This is a genomic window from Mycobacterium sp. (assembly GCF_052144515.1).
Lineage (GTDB): Bacteria > Actinomycetota > Actinomycetes > Mycobacteriales > Mycobacteriaceae > Mycobacterium.
Genome location: NZ_JBKQQD010000427.1, coordinates 79614 through 94143 on the forward strand (window position 1 = coordinate 79614; position 14530 = coordinate 94143).

Here is a 14530-nt window from a genome sequence, read left to right on the forward strand (position 1 = left end):
ATGGGTTGAAATTCGGCTCGTCCGCCACGATTGCCACGCCTGTACCACGATTTGGATTTAAGTGGCTAGCGCTCCCCAGCAGACGGCTCACCGAGGACCCGGGCAAATCCGGCCGGAACCAGGATGTCGTCGGGGCCCAGGTCGTGGACCGAGGCATGCCCCAGGCCCATCAGCGCCGAGTCGATGCCCCCGCGCAAAATGTCGAGGACGTTTTCGACGCCGGGCTGGCCACACGCCGCGAGGCCCCACAGGTATGCGCGGCCGATCATCACCGCACGGGCGCCCAGTGCCACTGCCTTGACCACATCGCTCCCGCGCCGGATGCCGCCGTCCAGCAACACCTCGATCTGGTCACCGACCGCCGCCGCCACCGCGGGCAGGGCGCGAATCGACGCGGGGGTGCCGTCCAGGTTGTTGCCCCCGTGGTTGGACACCGAAATCGCCGAAACACCGGCGTCCACGGCTCTTTTGGCATCGTCGACGCGCATCACACCCTTGAGCATGAACGGTCCGCCCCACAGTTCGCGTAGCCAGGCGATGTCTTCCCAGGTCGGCGGCGGTGTGCCCATCCACTCCCCATAGGCGGCGAAGAAGAGCGGGCCGGGTTCGCCGCGGCGGCCCTGGTTGGGCACCCGCAGGTCCGGTGGGCGCAGCGTCTTGACGAACTTCCACAACCATCGCGGCCGGACGATCGCCTCTGGAGACATGCGCAGTGTGGTCCGCAGGTCCATCTGCTCGGGGATCTTGGGGCTGCCCCAGTCGCGGCCGTGCGAGAAGCTCCAGTCGGTGGTGACGATCAAACCGACCGCGCCGGCCTCACGGGCCCGTTCGACGCGCTCGGCGATCGCGTCGCGGCCGCCCAGCCAGTAGACCTGGAAGAAGAGCTTGGGGTTGGCGGCGATCACCTCTTCGATCGGCTTGCTGGCGAACGAGGACAAACCCATCGCGGTCCCACGTGCCGCCGCAGCCCGCGCGACGGCGACCTCACCGTCTGGATCGACCGCCTGGACGCCGGTCGGCGAAATGATGACCGGCAGCGAAATACCTTGTCCCATAACGGTGGTCGACAGGTCGCGCTTTTCCACCGCACCAACGACATGGGGCGCAAAGCCGAGTTCACCAAAGGCCTCGACATTGTCGGCGACCGTGATTCCCTTTTCGCTGGCCGCAACCAGCGCGGAGTAAACCGATTTCGGCAGCCGCCGCTTGGCGCGTTGCTGCGCGATGGCGACCGTTTCGAACCATTCGTCGGCCACGGCTACAGCGGGCTTTCGTTGCACAGCCTGTCCGGCGCGTGCGCCGGCGGTCTGACAGTAAGCGTCAGCGGCACCGGTTCACGGACGGGCCGCCCATGCGAGTGGTCGACCCGCGGCCGCGGTGTCTGGCGCTCGCGCGACAACGCCGGCGCGCCGTGACCTTGTACGCATTCGGGATCGGGACCGTCGAGCGGCAGGCCGGTGAAGAACTTGGCCGCCATACACCCGCCCCGGCAACTGTCGTAGTGCCCGCAACTGGCGCAGACGCCCGCGGACTGGGGTTCGCGCAGCTCGCGAAACAGCGGGGCGTTCTTCCAGACGTTGGAGAAGCCAGCACCAAAACCGGTGTCCGTCAACACGTTTCCGGCCAGGAAGCGGTCATGGATGGCGAACGGACAGGCGTACACGTCGCCCACCGGGTCGATCAGGCACACCACCCGGCCGGCGCCACACATGTTCAGGCCCGCGAGCGCGCCGGACTGGCCGAGCGGCGCCAGGTGGAAGAAGGAGTCGCCGGTGAGCACCCGCTCGCCCTTGGCGACCAGCCAGTCGTACAGCTGCACTTGCTGGGCGGCGGTGGGGTGCAGGTCTTCCCAGACATCGGCTCCGCGGCCCGACGGGCGCAGCCGGGTGATCCGCAAGGTGGCGCCGTAACGGCTTGCCAGCGCGGCGAATTCATCGAGCTGGCCGACGTTGTGCCGGGTGACCACGACGGAGATCTTCGCGTCGGCAAACCCGGCCGCAGCTAGGTTTTCCAGGGCGCGCACCGCCATGGCGAACGATCCGGCGCCGCGGACGGCGTCGTTGACCTCGGGGGTAGCGCCGTCGAGAGAGATCTGAACGTCCACGTAGTCACTGGCCGCCAACCGCGCGGCGACCTCGGGAGTGATCCGGACACCGTTGGTGGAGAACTTCACCCCGACGTGGTGCGCGGTGGCGTAGTCCACCAGCTCCCAAAAGTCCGGGCGCACCGTGGGTTCCCCGCCGCCGATGTTCACGTAGAACACCTGCATGCGTTCCAGCTCGTCGATGATGTCCTTGCACTGGCGGGTGGACAACTCGCGGGGATCGCGTTTGCCTGACGACGAAAGGCAGTGCACGCAGGCCAGATTGCACGCGTAGGTCAGCTCCCAGGTCAGGCAGATGGGTGCGTCGAGACCGCGCTCGAACTGCTCGATCAGCCGGGGTACTCGCGCGGTTGGGGCGCTCACTGTGTCTCCTTGGGCACCAGCATGTCGGAATCGGCCAGCGTTCTCAGCGCGTGCAGGTAGGGCTCCTGCCCGCAGTCGTCGACCCCGGCGGCGCGGCAGGCCGAGCGGGCATCGGGATGATCGGCCAGCGACCGCACCACCGCGAGGATGGTGCGATTTTTCAGAAAGGACAGCTTGCGGGTGCCGAAGTGATAGAGCAGCGCGCCGAATGGCTCTGGCCGAATCGCCACCTGCGGGTGCAACCGCCAGCCGCGATCGGGATCGAACACCCCCGACTGAGCCCGTACGGGCGCGGTCACGGTCAGTAGACCCCGCACATCCCGTCGATGGACACCTCTTCAACCAGGGTCTCGGTGACGAGCTCGGTGTCAGTCTGGTTCTCGTGGTCCATGTGAATTTGCCTCTCTTTGGGACTCGACAACGATGGATCGTTCTGGACACAATATGGCATCGAGTGCCGCAATGGAAGGGGGTCTGATGTCGCCGCAGTCTCGGGTAGGTAGGCGCCGCTCGACGACACCGGAGCACATCACCGACGTTGCCCTCGAGTTGTTCGCCGCCCGTGGGTTCGCCGAGGTGAGCGTCGACGATGTCGCGCATGCGGCCGGCATCGCGCGGCGCACGCTTTTCCGTTATTACGCATCCAAGAACGCCATCCTGTGGGGCGACTTCGATGCTCACCTTGCACATTTGCAGGAGCTGCTCGACAACGTCGACCCGCGGGTTGCGATTGACGAGGCGCTGCGTGCGGCGCTGCTGGCGTTCAACACGTTTGACGAGTGCGAGACGGTGAGACACCGCCAGCGCATGCGGGTCATCCTGGAAACCGCTGAACTGCAAGCTTATTCGATGACGATGTACGCCGGCTGGCGCGAGGTGATGGCCGGCTTCGTGGCCGGGCGGCTGGGTGTCAAAACAATCGACCCGCTCCCCCAGACCGTCGCCTGGACCATGCTCGGAGTCGCGTTGAGCGCCTACGAGCAGTGGCTCAGCGACGAATCCGTCACGCTACCTGAGGCACTCGGAAACGCGTTCGACGTCGTCGGCGCCGGCCTCAACGGGTTGCACGGATGAACACCCACCACCTGGTGCACACGCTGCGGTCGCAGGGACGGTTCTGCGGTGCCTCCGGCTCCCCGATGTACGACGAGCTGTTCGAGCTCGTCGCCAACGACGTCGAGGCCGGCGGCGTCTTCGCGACGATTCTGTCCGGCCACGAGGACGATTCGGCGCGACAGGCGGTGCCGCTGCGACTGCTCGGCGGACTGCACCGGTTGGCGCTCGACGGGCGGGCACCGACGTTGCGGCGCTTCTATCCCAGCGCCGGCGGAACCTGGGACGCCGCGGCCGCGTGGCCCGAAATCGTGCTCACCGCCCGGGACCGGACCGAAGATCTGCATGCGGCGCTGGATCAGCCGCCGCAGACCAACGAGGTGGGCCGATCGGCCGTGCTGATCGGCGGGCTGCTGTTTTTCGCTCGCCAATTCGATTTGCCGGTCAGGCTTTTCGAGATCGGAACGAGTGCCGGACTGAACCTGCGCGCGGAGCACTACCGCTATGGCTATCCCGATGGCCAGTGGGGACCTCTCGACTCGCCGGTGACGATCGACGACGCGTGGCGCGGCGAGCTGCCGCCGGACGGCGCGGTGCGGATCGTCGAACGACACGGTTACGACATCGCACCCATCGATGTCACCGGCAGCGACGGGGAAATGACGGTGCTGAGCTACGTGTGGCCCGACCAGAGCGCCCGGCTGGAGCGGCTGCGCGGCGCCATCGCGGTGGCCCGCACCGTTCCGGCGCGGCTACACCGCGTGACGGCCGCCGACGCGGTGGCCGGCATGACACTCGCCGACGGCGCGCTGACCGTGCTGTGGCATTCGATCACCTGGCAGTATCTGTCCGACGACGAACGCGTCGCGATCCGCGACGGTGTCGAAGCATTGGCCGCACAAGCCGATGGCTCCTCGCCGTTCGCGCACCTGACCCTCGAGCCCGCGCGCGACAACGACGGACTCAAATTCCTGGCGCGCGCCCGTAGTTGGCCGGGTGGCGAGATGCGGGTCCTGGGCGAATGCCATCCGCACGGGCCGCCCGTGAATTGGCAATAGCCTCGCCCTATCGATGCGGCCAGGCATCGACTGGCTACTAGGTCCCGGTGAAGGTCAGCGGATCGTGCAGCACCCGGGTGCCGTCGTGCAGTGCGTCGAGGGCCCTCATGTGTCCGGCTTCTAGGGTGAAGCCGAACACATCAGCCAAGCATCTCCGAAATCGGCACGCCGGCAGCGATCTTGGCGCGCACCTTCATGACCTTGCCGGGCAACCCACCGCCGACCACACCGACCAGCACGCCGTCGCGCTCGTAATAGGCCAGGAATTTGCGGCCGTCGTCCTCGATCAGGTGGACGATGTCGGTGGCTTGCGGCTCCCCCAGGCACTGGATCTTCACGTCGTACTGGTCGCTCCAGAAATAGGGAACGACCGCGATGGACGGTACGTCGTGCCCCAGCATCGCGGGCACCACGACACGGGCCTGGTCGGCGACGTTGCTCCAATGTTCCACCCGCGCTTGGTGTCCCAGCGGGTCGCGCCACGAAGCGACGTCACCGAGCGCCCATACATTCGGGGCGCTGGTGCGGCCGGCTTCGTCGCAGAGCACACCGTTGTCGACCTCGATGCCGCTGCCGTCCAGCCATTCGGTCGCCGGGCGTGAGCCGATGCCCACCACCACCAAATCGGCCGGCAGTTCCGTGCCGTCCGTCAACACCACCGTGTCGACGTGCCCCTTTCCGCGTACCTCGGTGACCCCGACATCGAGGCGGACATCGACGCCCTCATCGCGATGCAGCCGCGCCACCAGTTCGCCGATCTGCTCGCCGAGCACCGCGGCGAGCGGTTGCGGTTGCGGCTCGACCAGCACGACGTCCACCCCGACGCCGCGCAGGCTGGCGGCCACCTCACAGCCGATGAAACCGGCGCCGACGACCACGGCGTGCCGCGCGGCCGATGCGTGTTCGCGCAGCGCCAGGCTCTCGTCGAACGACCGCAGCACCCGAATGCCCTCGAGGTCGGGAAACGCCGGAATGCGCCGCGGCACCAGGCCGGTCGCGATGACCAACTCGTCGTAACCAAGCACCGACCCGTCATCGAGGGTCACCGTCTGCTCACGGGTGTCGAGGCCGGTGGCGGCCGAACCCAGCCGCAGGGTGATGTCGTTCTCGTCGTACCACTCACGCGGCTTGAGCGCGGTGTCGTCGACCTCCTTGCGCAGCACTTCCTTGGACAGCGGCGGACGGTCGTACGGGAGATGCACCTCGTCGCTGACGATCGTGACGGGGCCGGTGTACTCGGCGCGCCGCAGTTGCTCGGCGGTCCTAGCGGCGGCCAGACCCCCGCCCACGATCACGATTCCGTTATTGGTCACGTGGAGTTCATAGCATGATAGCCGGTCAGTACTTTAGGGCACCCTTATCCACGGGGATCTGCGTGCCCGACAGCGTGCCCGACCCGTCGCCGGCGAGCCACACCACGACGTCGGACACCTCGTCGGCTGTCATAAACCCCTTGTACTGCAACGGCATTGGCGGGAAGCTGTGCACGAAACGGGGATGATCGGCAAATATCCGCATCATCGCCTCCGGCTCGATCATCGGGGTGTCGACCGAGTACGGGTGGATCGAGTTGACCTTGATGTTGTATTCACCGAGCTCAATCGCCAGCGTGTTGGTCAACGCGGTGAGGCCGTACTTGCTGGCCGCGTAATGGCCGTTGCCCGGCGTCGCCTTCAGTCCCGCCGAGGAGCTGACGATGACGATGGAGCCGCCGTTGCCGGCCTCGATCATCGCGGGCACCGCGGCACGCAGCGTGCGCCACGTGCCCGTCAGGTTCACCCCGATGACGGTGTCCCACTGCTCGTCGGTCAGCTCCCAGACGCGGCCCCAGCCCAGCACGCCGGCGTTGGCCACCAGGATGTCCAGCCGGCCGAACTGCTCAACGCCGTCGGCCACCAGTTGCCGCAGCGCCGCGTCGTCGCGGACGTCCACCTCGCGGGCCAGCACCTTGCGGCCCTCGGCTTCCACCAATCGGACCGTCTCGCTGAGGTCTTCCGGCGTGGCCGGCGCGTAGCTCAGGGTGTCGGACACCGGCGCGCAGATATCCAGCGCGATGATGTCGGCGCCTTCCCGGGCCAGCCGTACCGCGTGCGCCCGCCCCTGAGCACGAGCGGCGCCGGTAATGAATGCCACCCGCCCTTGCAATGATCCGGTCTGCCCAACCACGACTGACAGGTTAGCAGCCGAAACTGAAACGTGTTCTAGTTGGCTTGTCGCCCTCAGAGGTCGGCGATGATTTGGGCACGTTCAACATCCATGTCTCGCTTGCTTGGCGCAGGGCGAGATACCCGATCAAAAAGGCCGGTCCGACCCCACCGCATACCAGGAAAAACAACTGCAACTTCAGCTAGCGCGCTAACACTTTGTCTCACCTCACCGTGCCGGGGGGTCCGTGCCATCTCAGATTTCGGAGATGATCTGGGCGCGTCTGGCGGCGTATTCCTGTTCAGTCAAAGCCCCGCTGGTGTGCAGCGTCTCCAGCTCCTGAAGCCGCTGGGCGACCGACTGCTGCGGCGCGGCGACCGGTGCCGGCTGCGCGGTGGGCGCCTGCTGCTCGGCCGCGCGGCGCACCACCGCCTGGATCTGCTGACGCAGAATCGGATTCGATCGAATGTCGACCATCCGGTTGAGCGGAACGTTGTTGGCCTTGAGGATCTGCAGGATCTCCATCAGCGGGCCGGCCTGCCCGCTGAGGTCGTAGGTCTTGTTGTCCTCGGCAAGGGTGAACTGGGCCGGCACCAGCCCGTTGACCAGAGCGCTTCGCTCCCAGTCGATTTGGTACTGGTGGGTGGTGGGGTTGACCAAGACGACGAGCTTGCGCGCCGTGAGGTTGCCCAGCCGAGTGACGCTGGCGATCACCCGGTCTTGACTGTCGAAGGGCACAAACCCCGGTCCGGAGATGTGCAGGTCCAGCTTCACCAGCGGTTGCTCGTTGATTCGGATCCCCGTCTCGCTGAGCCCGGTGATTTGGGCGAGCGCCAGCACGCCGTACTGCTCGAGCTCCGCCGTTTTGGCAGCCGATTTCGCGCCGAAGTTCGCCAACCAGAGCGCGACGAGCACGTCGGCCACGCTGACGAGCAGACCGACATAGAGCATCCATTGCAGCAGGCTCAGCTGCCCGAGAGCAAAGTAGACGACCAGAAATATCGGCCCTACCAGACCGCCGCACAGCAAAACCAGTAACTGGGCCTTCAGATAGCGCGCCAACACGTGTCCGCTCCTTGCCTCGCCGGGAAGTTGCCGTCAGACTAGCGCTCCCACCGGTGCTACCGATCACAGTTTTTGAGGTCCGACACGCCTGATGTGAAAGCTTTGCTGACGGGAAGCTCCGTGCCCAAGCAGCACGAAGCCCGGACCGCCGAAAATCGGCGATCCGGGCTTCGCTACGTAAAGCGCCCTACTTGATGATCTTGACGACCCGGCCGGCGCCGACGGTGCGGCCACCCTCACGGATCGCGAAACGCAGACCGTCGTCCATGGCGACCGGCTGGATCAGCTTCACGTTGATGTTGGTGTTGTCACCAGGCATCACCATCTCCGTGCCCTCCGGCAGCGTCACCACACCGGTCACATCGGTGGTGCGGAAGTAGAACTGCGGACGGTAGTTGTTGAAGAACGGAGTGTGGCGGCCGCCCTCGTCCTTGGACAGGATGTAGACCTGACCCTCGAACTCGGTGTGCGGCGTGGTGGTGCCGGGCTTGACCACGACCTGGCCGCGCTCGACGTCCTCGCGCTTAATACCACGCAGCAGCAAACCGACGTTGTCGCCGGCCTGGCCCTGGTCGAGCAGCTTGCGGAACATCTCCACACCGGTGACGGTCGTCTTGGTGCTGGTCGGCTTGATACCGACGATCTCGACTTCCTCGTTGACGTTGATCACGCCGCGCTCCACACGACCGGTGACAACGGTGCCACGGCCGGTGATGGTGAAGACGTCCTCGACGGGCATCAGGAACGGCTTGTCGGTCTCGCGGACCGGGTCCGGGATCGACTCGTCGACCGCGTCCATCAGCTCCTCGACGGACGAGACCCACTTCGCGTCGCCCTCGAGCGCCTTGAGTGCGGATACCCGCACCACCGGGGCGTCCTCGTCGAACTCCTGGGCGGCCAGCAGCTCGCGGACCTCCAGCTCGACGAGCTCAAGCAGCTCCTCGTCGTCGACGGCGTCGGCCTTGTTCAGCGCGACCAGGATGTAGGGCACACCGACCTGACGGGCCAGCAGCACGTGCTCGCGGGTCTGCGGCATCGGGCCGTCGGTGGCGGCGACCACCAGGATCGCGCCGTCCATCTGGGCCGCGCCGGTGATCATGTTCTTGATGTAGTCGGCGTGACCGGGGGCGTCGACGTGGGCGTAGTGCCGCTTGTCGGTCTGGTACTCGACGTGCGCGATGTTGATGGTGATACCGCGCTGACGCTCCTCAGGGGCGTTGTCGATCTGATCGAACGCCTTCGACTCGTTCAGGTCGGGGAACTTGTCGTGCAGCACTTTGGTGATAGCCGCGGTCAGGGTGGTCTTGCCGTGGTCAACGTGACCGATGGTCCCAATGTTGACGTGGGGCTTGGTCCGCTGGAACTTCGCCTTCGCCACTTCTGTGTCCTCCTGGACTTGTTGGTGCTTGAAAAAGCAGTGTTGATGTTTTCTTAGTTGTGCCGCGTGCTAACCGCGTCAGCTTACGCGTACGCCTCGGTTTACTCTCCAGTCGCCTTCGCGATGATCTCCTTCGACACCTGTGCCGGCACTTCGGCGTAGTTGTCGAACACCATGGAGTAGTTCGCCCGGCCTTGACTCCTTGACCGAAGGTCGCCGACGTAGCCGAACATCTCCGACAGCGGCACGTGCGCTCTGACAACGCGCGCACCTGCCCGCTCCTCCATGGCCTGGATCTGGCCACGGCGGGAGTTCAGGTCGCCGATCACATCGCCCATGTAGTCCTCGGGCGTGGTGACCTCGACGGCCATGATCGGTTCGAGGATGACTGGCTGTGCTTGCGCCGCAGCCTTTTTCAGCACCATCGAGCCGGCGATCTTGAACGCCATTTCCGACGAGTCGACCTCGTGGAAGGCGCCGTCGAGCAGGGTGACCTTCAAGTTCACCAGCGGGTAGCCGGCCAGCACGCCGTACTGCATGGCGTCTTGCGCGCCGGCGTCTACCGAAGGGATGTACTCGCGCGGGATGCGTCCCCCGGTGACTTTGCTCTCGAACTCGTAGGTGGCACCGTCCTCCCCGTGGAACGGCTCGAGGGAGATGAGCACCTTCGCGAACTGGCCCGAGCCGCCGGTCTGCTTCTTATGGGTGTACTCGACCTTGTCGACTGTCCGCTTGATGGTCTCCTTGTAGGCCACCTGCGGCTTGCCGACGTTGGCCTCGACCTTGAACTCGCGGCGCATGCGGTCGACCAGGATGTCCAGGTGCAGCTCGCCCATGCCACCGATCACGGTTTGGCCGGTCTCGACGTCCTGGTGCACCTTGAAGGTCGGATCCTCTTCGGCGAGCTTCTGGATCGACAGGCTCAGCTTCTCCTGGTCGCTCTTGGTCTTGGGCTCGATGGCCACCTCGATCACCGGGGCGGGGAAGGTCATCGATTCGAGCACGATCTGGTTGTTCGGATCGCTCAGGGTGTCACCGGTGGTGGTGTCTTTCAGGCCGATCACCGCATAGATGTGTCCCGCCGACGCGGTCTCCACCGGATTTTCCTTGTTGGAGTGCATCTGGAAGAGCTTGCCCAGACGCTCTTTTTTGCCCTTGGTGGCGTTGATGACCTGGCTGCCGGAGTCGACCTTGCCCGAGTACACCCGGACGTAGGTGAGCTTGCCGAAGAACGGGTGGGTGGCGACCTTGAACGCCAACGCGGAGAACGGCTCGTCGGTCGACGGCTTGCGTACGATCTCTTCGTCCTCTTTGCCCGGCGCGTGGCCGATCGCCGGCGGAACGTCTAGCGGCGAGGGCAGGTAGTCGATGACGGCGTCGAGCATCGGCTGCACGCCCTTGTTCTTGAACGCGCTGCCGCACAACACGGGGTAAGCCTCCGAGTTGATGGTCAGCTTGCGGAGCGCGCCCTTGATCTCGTCGACAGTCAGCTCTTCGCCGCCGAGGTACTTTTCCAGCAACGCTTCGTCAGTTTCCGCGACGGCCTCGAGCAGCTTGGTCCGGTACTCGTCGGCCTTCTCCTGCAGGTCGGCCGGGATGTCGATGGTGTCGTAGGTTTCGCCCAGCTTCGTCTCGCCACGCCACACCTTGGCGTTCATCTCGACCAGGTCGACGACGCCTTCGAAGTCGCCCTCGGAGCCGACGGGCAGCTGGATCGGAATGGCGTTGGCGCCCAGGCGCTCCTCCATGGTCCTCACGGAGAAGTAAAAGTCGGCGCCGATCTTGTCCATCTTGTTGACGAAGCAGATGCGGGGCACGTCGTATTTGTCAGCCTGCCGCCAGACCTGCTCGGACTGCGGCTCGACACCTTCTTTGCCGTCGAAAACCGCCACGGCACCATCAAGCACCCGCAGACTGCGCTCCACCTCGACGGTGAAGTCGACGTGCCCGGGGGTGTCGATGATGTTGATCTGGTTGTCTTTCCAGAAGCAGGTGGTGGCCGCGGAGGTGATGGTGATGCCGCGTTCCTGCTCCTGCTCCATCCAGTCCATGGTGGCGGCGCCGTCGTGCACCTCACCGATCTTGTAGCTGATACCGGTGTAGTAGAGGATGCGCTCTGTCGTCGTGGTCTTGCCAGCGTCGATGTGCGCCATGATGCCGATGTTGCGGACCTTGGTGAGGTCGGTCAGCACGTCCTTCTGTGCCACAGAAGTCTTCCCACTCTTTCGGTTGCTTAGTAGTTCGCTGTCAGTTCGCGCCCGGCCACTCTGCCAGTTCGGCGCCGGTGGCGCCTCTACCAGCGATAGTGCGCAAAGGCGCGGTTTGCCTCGGCCATCTTGTGGGTGTCCTCACGACGCTTGACCGAGGCCCCGAGGCCATTGCTGGCATCCAGGATCTCGTTGGCCAGCCGCTCGATCATGGTCTTCTCCCGGCGTTGCCGCGAGAAGCTGACCAGCCAGCGCAGCGCCAGCGTGGTCGACCGGTCCGGACGCACCTCAACGGGCACCTGGTAGGTCGCACCACCGACGCGGCGGCTGCGGACCTCCAGGGCCGGTTTGACGTTGTCCAGTGCCCGCTTGAGGGTGATGACGGGATCGGTGCCGGTCTTGTCGCGGGCTTGTTCGAGCGCACCATAAACAATGCGCTCGGCCAGCGATTTCTTCCCCTTCAGAAGAATCTTGTTCACCAGCTGGGTGACCAGCTGCGAACCGTAAACGGGGTCATTGACCAACGGACGCTTGGGCGCGGGTCCCTTGCGCGGCATTAGCTCTTCTCCTTCTTGGCGCCATAACGGCTGCGAGCCTGCTTGCGGTTCTTGACACCCTGGGTGTCGAGCGAACCGCGGATGATCTTGTACCGCACGCCCGGCAGGTCCTTGACTCGGCCGCCACGCACCAGCACCATCGAGTGCTCCTGCAGGTTGTGGCCCTCACCCGGGATGTATGCCGTGACCTCGACCTGACTCGTCAGCTTCACGCGCGCGACCTTCCGAAGCGCCGAGTTCGGCTTCTTCGGAGTGGTGGTGTACACGCGGGTGCATACGCCACGACGCTGCGGGCTGCCCTTCAGAGCCGCGGTCTTGACCTTGGCGATCTTGTCCCGGCGACCCTTGCGGACCAGCTGCTGAATGGTTGGCATCTACCGGCTTTCTGTGTTCGACGTGTTTGTTACTGCTTCAAAAGTCTCTGTACTGCAGTTCTGCCCCGCCTTGGACCGGATCCAGTGTAGATCCACTACCCCGCGGCCGGGTGTGTCGCACGCACTTAGCACCGCACCTAGCCGTTGCATCGTGGACATACGAATTAGCCCGGCATCCGCTTCCTTACGTCAGGCGCCGTAAGCCGCCAGGCACGAGCCACCACAATACCCGTCGGCGGTGTGGCAGGTCAAAGCGAGTTCAGTGGGCGACTTCAGTGGGCCTCAAGTGGGCCTCAAGTGGGCCTAGCACCACCGGCTGCGGTGCGCCTATCCAAGCTGGCTGCCAGGCGCAGCACCATTTCGGAGAACACCACGTCGGTGTCGATGTCGTCCATGACGCCGGTCATTTCCAGCAACACGAACCCGTGCATTGCCGACCAGAACTCCAGCGCAGCATAGAAGGCCTCGTCGCCGCCGAGCCCATAGGAGGACAACACCGCGATCACCGGGGCCGCCGCGCCCCTGGTCGCAGCGGCGTACTCCGGGTCGTCACCACCCAACGGCATTCGGGTGAACGCCGAGTACCGGCCGGGGTGGTGATGCGCGTAGCTGCGGTAGGCGGCGGCCATGACCAAGATCGCGTCATCGCGCGCGCGCCCCTCGCCCACCCGATTCAGCATCGTGATGATGTCGTCGATCACCCGGATCCGCACGGCACGACGCAGGTCCTCCAGGCTCTCCACATGGTTGTACAGCGACGGCCCCTTGGTCCCCAGCTGCGTCGCCAGCGCGTTGATGGTCAGCGAGTCCCAGCCCTCCCGGTCCAGAAACGTGAGTGCGCCATCGACGATGCTGGCGCGGCTCAGCTTGGCCGGCCGGGCGGCCGGCCGGCCCGGACGCTGGCGCCCACCCGCTGGCGACGGTTCCGGCTGAGCTGCCATGGCGATGCCCTTCGGTTTGCGATGACCGTTTCTCGGTGGACGTTGGTTCAGACCTTGTTCAGAGGTTCAACTAATGACTCTAGTTGACCCGACGTTGAAATCACCGAGCCAGACGCCGGGCGGGGGTTGCGTCCGGCAAATGCAAAGAACCTGTTCATCACGCGGGCAAATGCACGTAGGCTTTTTTCGCACATCACTCGCGATAGCGAAGGGGGCCTCCGTGACATGGGCGTGAAATGGACACGCGTCGCCGGGTCGCTGGCCACCTGTGCCGTCACCTTCGCTGCGACTCCGGCCGCACCCGCGCCGATCGTGCACGCCAAGAACGGCGACACCCACGTCATCGGGCAGGGCATCGAGCAGGTGCTGGACTGCAACGATGCCACCCTGATGGTCGATGGCACGTCAAATATCGTCACGGCCAAGGGAAACTGCTGGGCGGTCACGGTGATGGGCTCGTCCAACACCGTCGTCGCCGACTCCGTGACGCACGACATCACCGTCTACGGCTACGACGAAACGGTGTTCTTCCACGACGGCGACCCGATCATCTGGGACCGCGGCCGCGAACTGGGCATGGTCAACCGACTCCAGCGGGTAGGCCCCTGAAGCAACTCGACCTCATCAACTACCACTAGAGGGGAGTCAATAGACAATGCGCGCCCGTACGTTTGACCACTCGTCCCGACTAGCCGCCGTCGCCTTGGCGCTGACTGTTGCGCCGGCGGCTGTCGGGCTGGCCGGCTGTAGTTCGACCGCTAACCCCCCGGGCGGCGCCCCGACGTCTGGGACGTCTGCGACCACCACCACCGCGCCAACGAGCACCAGCGCGGCGACGACGACGACTTCGGGCGGCAATAGCGTGAGCACCTCAGTCGAGATCGGCAACTCACTGGAGTACGGATCGTTCAACACCACCGCGACCCTTGACTGCGCCAACGGGAAATCCCTGAACGTGGCCGGATCGAACAACACGCTGACCGTCACCGGAACGTGCGAGACGGTGAGCATCGGGGGCACCGGCAACAAGATCACCATCGACAAGATCAACACCCGCCTGACGGTGCTGGGCGTCGAGAACACCATCAGCTACAAGGACGGCGACCCCAAGGTGGACAACATCGGGACGAACAACACCATCAAGAAGGGCAGCTGACCCGCTAGTGCTCCGTCTGTTAAATAATGCGGTAGTTTGTAGTATGCCTGTTATGACTGCCGCGGCGATGCCGGTCACCGATGAGCAGCGCGCGCAGTTGGAGCGGATGGCGTCGTCGACGTCGTTGCC

Annotated in this window: 16 protein-coding genes and 1 pseudogene; 4 read left to right on the plus strand and 13 right to left on the minus strand. The window is 65.1% G+C overall.

Annotated features, from left to right (window positions below):
• Positions 1–65: 65 nt before the first annotated feature.
• From mftD to mftA, 4 genes are read right to left on the minus strand one after another with little or no spacing between them, the layout of a single operon-like run.
• Entirely contained in the window at positions 66–1256 is a 1191-nt protein-coding gene (mftD, locus tag ACLP9N_RS29095) for a pre-mycofactocin synthase MftD (protein WP_442410602.1), read from the minus strand.
• A 2-nt stretch (positions 1257–1258) separates the two neighbouring features.
• Positions 1259–2467, minus strand: a complete 1209-nt coding sequence (gene mftC, locus ACLP9N_RS29100) for a mycofactocin radical SAM maturase (RefSeq protein WP_442410603.1) — start codon at positions 2465–2467, stop codon at positions 1259–1261.
• Complete coding sequence (gene mftB, locus ACLP9N_RS29105) at positions 2464–2784, minus strand: mycofactocin biosynthesis chaperone MftB (protein ID WP_442410604.1); 321 nt, start codon at positions 2782–2784, stop codon at positions 2464–2466. The genes mftC and mftB overlap by 4 nt, the downstream gene beginning before the upstream one ends.
• The gene (gene mftA / locus ACLP9N_RS29110) at positions 2769–2858 is read right to left on the minus strand and encodes a mycofactocin precursor MftA (protein WP_424070303.1); all 90 of its coding nucleotides are present in this window, start codon (positions 2856–2858) and stop codon (positions 2769–2771) included. The genes mftB and mftA overlap by 16 nt, the downstream gene beginning before the upstream one ends.
• Positions 2859–2944: 86 nt before the next feature.
• Here mftA and mftR point away from each other — a divergent pair, with 86 nt between their 5' ends.
• Entirely contained in the window at positions 2945–3541 is a 597-nt protein-coding gene (mftR, locus tag ACLP9N_RS29115; RefSeq protein ID WP_442410605.1) for a mycofactocin system transcriptional regulator, read from the plus strand.
• On the plus strand, positions 3538–4578 hold the full coding sequence (locus ACLP9N_RS29120; RefSeq protein ID WP_442410606.1) for a DUF2332 domain-containing protein: 1041 nt from the start codon (positions 3538–3540) through the stop codon (positions 4576–4578). The genes mftR and ACLP9N_RS29120 overlap by 4 nt, the downstream gene beginning before the upstream one ends.
• Before the next feature lie 37 nt (positions 4579–4615).
• Here ACLP9N_RS29120 and ACLP9N_RS29125 read toward each other — a convergent pair.
• From ACLP9N_RS29125 to ACLP9N_RS29165, 9 genes and pseudogenes are all read right to left on the minus strand, one after another.
• A pseudogene (locus ACLP9N_RS29125) lies at positions 4616–4720 on the minus strand (aldo/keto reductase); the annotation flags it as partial.
• Positions 4719–5891 (minus strand): NAD(P)/FAD-dependent oxidoreductase, encoded by a 1173-nt coding sequence (locus ACLP9N_RS29130; protein ID WP_442410607.1) that lies wholly within the window; start codon positions 5889–5891, stop codon positions 4719–4721. The pseudogene ACLP9N_RS29125 and the gene ACLP9N_RS29130, both read right to left, overlap by 2 nt.
• Positions 5892–5916: 25 nt before the next feature.
• Positions 5917–6744, minus strand: coding sequence for a mycofactocin-coupled SDR family oxidoreductase (locus tag ACLP9N_RS29135; protein WP_442410608.1), 828 nt, complete (start codon positions 6742–6744; stop codon positions 5917–5919).
• A gap of 234 nt (positions 6745–6978) precedes the next feature.
• Positions 6979–7788 carry an SHOCT domain-containing protein gene (locus ACLP9N_RS29140; protein ID WP_442410609.1) on the minus strand — a complete coding sequence of 270 codons (810 nt, stop codon included), beginning with the start codon at positions 7786–7788 and terminating at the stop codon, positions 6979–6981.
• Positions 7789–7975: 187 nt separating this feature from the next.
• Positions 7976–9166 (minus strand): elongation factor Tu, encoded by a 1191-nt coding sequence (gene tuf / locus ACLP9N_RS29145; RefSeq protein WP_442410610.1) that lies wholly within the window; start codon positions 9164–9166, stop codon positions 7976–7978.
• 101 nt (positions 9167–9267) lie between these two features.
• The gene (gene fusA, locus ACLP9N_RS29150; RefSeq protein WP_442410611.1) at positions 9268–11373 is read right to left on the minus strand and encodes an elongation factor G; all 2106 of its coding nucleotides are present in this window, start codon (positions 11371–11373) and stop codon (positions 9268–9270) included.
• An 86-nt stretch (positions 11374–11459) separates the two neighbouring features.
• On the minus strand, positions 11460–11930 hold the full coding sequence (rpsG, locus tag ACLP9N_RS29155) for a 30S ribosomal protein S7 (protein ID WP_442410612.1): 471 nt from the start codon (positions 11928–11930) through the stop codon (positions 11460–11462).
• Positions 11930–12304, minus strand: coding sequence for a 30S ribosomal protein S12 (rpsL, locus tag ACLP9N_RS29160; protein WP_007167812.1), 375 nt, complete (start codon positions 12302–12304; stop codon positions 11930–11932). The genes rpsG and rpsL overlap by 1 nt, the downstream gene beginning before the upstream one ends.
• 293 nt (positions 12305–12597) lie before the next feature.
• A complete protein-coding gene (locus ACLP9N_RS29165; protein ID WP_442410613.1) occupies positions 12598–13245 on the minus strand; it encodes a TetR/AcrR family transcriptional regulator in 648 nt (215 codons plus the stop codon).
• Between the two features lie 231 nt (positions 13246–13476).
• Here ACLP9N_RS29165 and ACLP9N_RS29170 point away from each other — a divergent pair, with 231 nt between their 5' ends.
• Both ACLP9N_RS29170 and ACLP9N_RS29175 read left to right on the plus strand, forming a co-directional pair.
• Positions 13477–13854, plus strand: a complete 378-nt coding sequence (locus ACLP9N_RS29170; protein ID WP_442410622.1) for a DUF3060 domain-containing protein — start codon at positions 13477–13479, stop codon at positions 13852–13854.
• 46 nt (positions 13855–13900) lie between these two features.
• Complete coding sequence (locus ACLP9N_RS29175) at positions 13901–14401, plus strand: DUF3060 domain-containing protein (protein WP_442410614.1); 501 nt, start codon at positions 13901–13903, stop codon at positions 14399–14401.
• Positions 14402–14530: the final 129 nt, after the last annotated feature.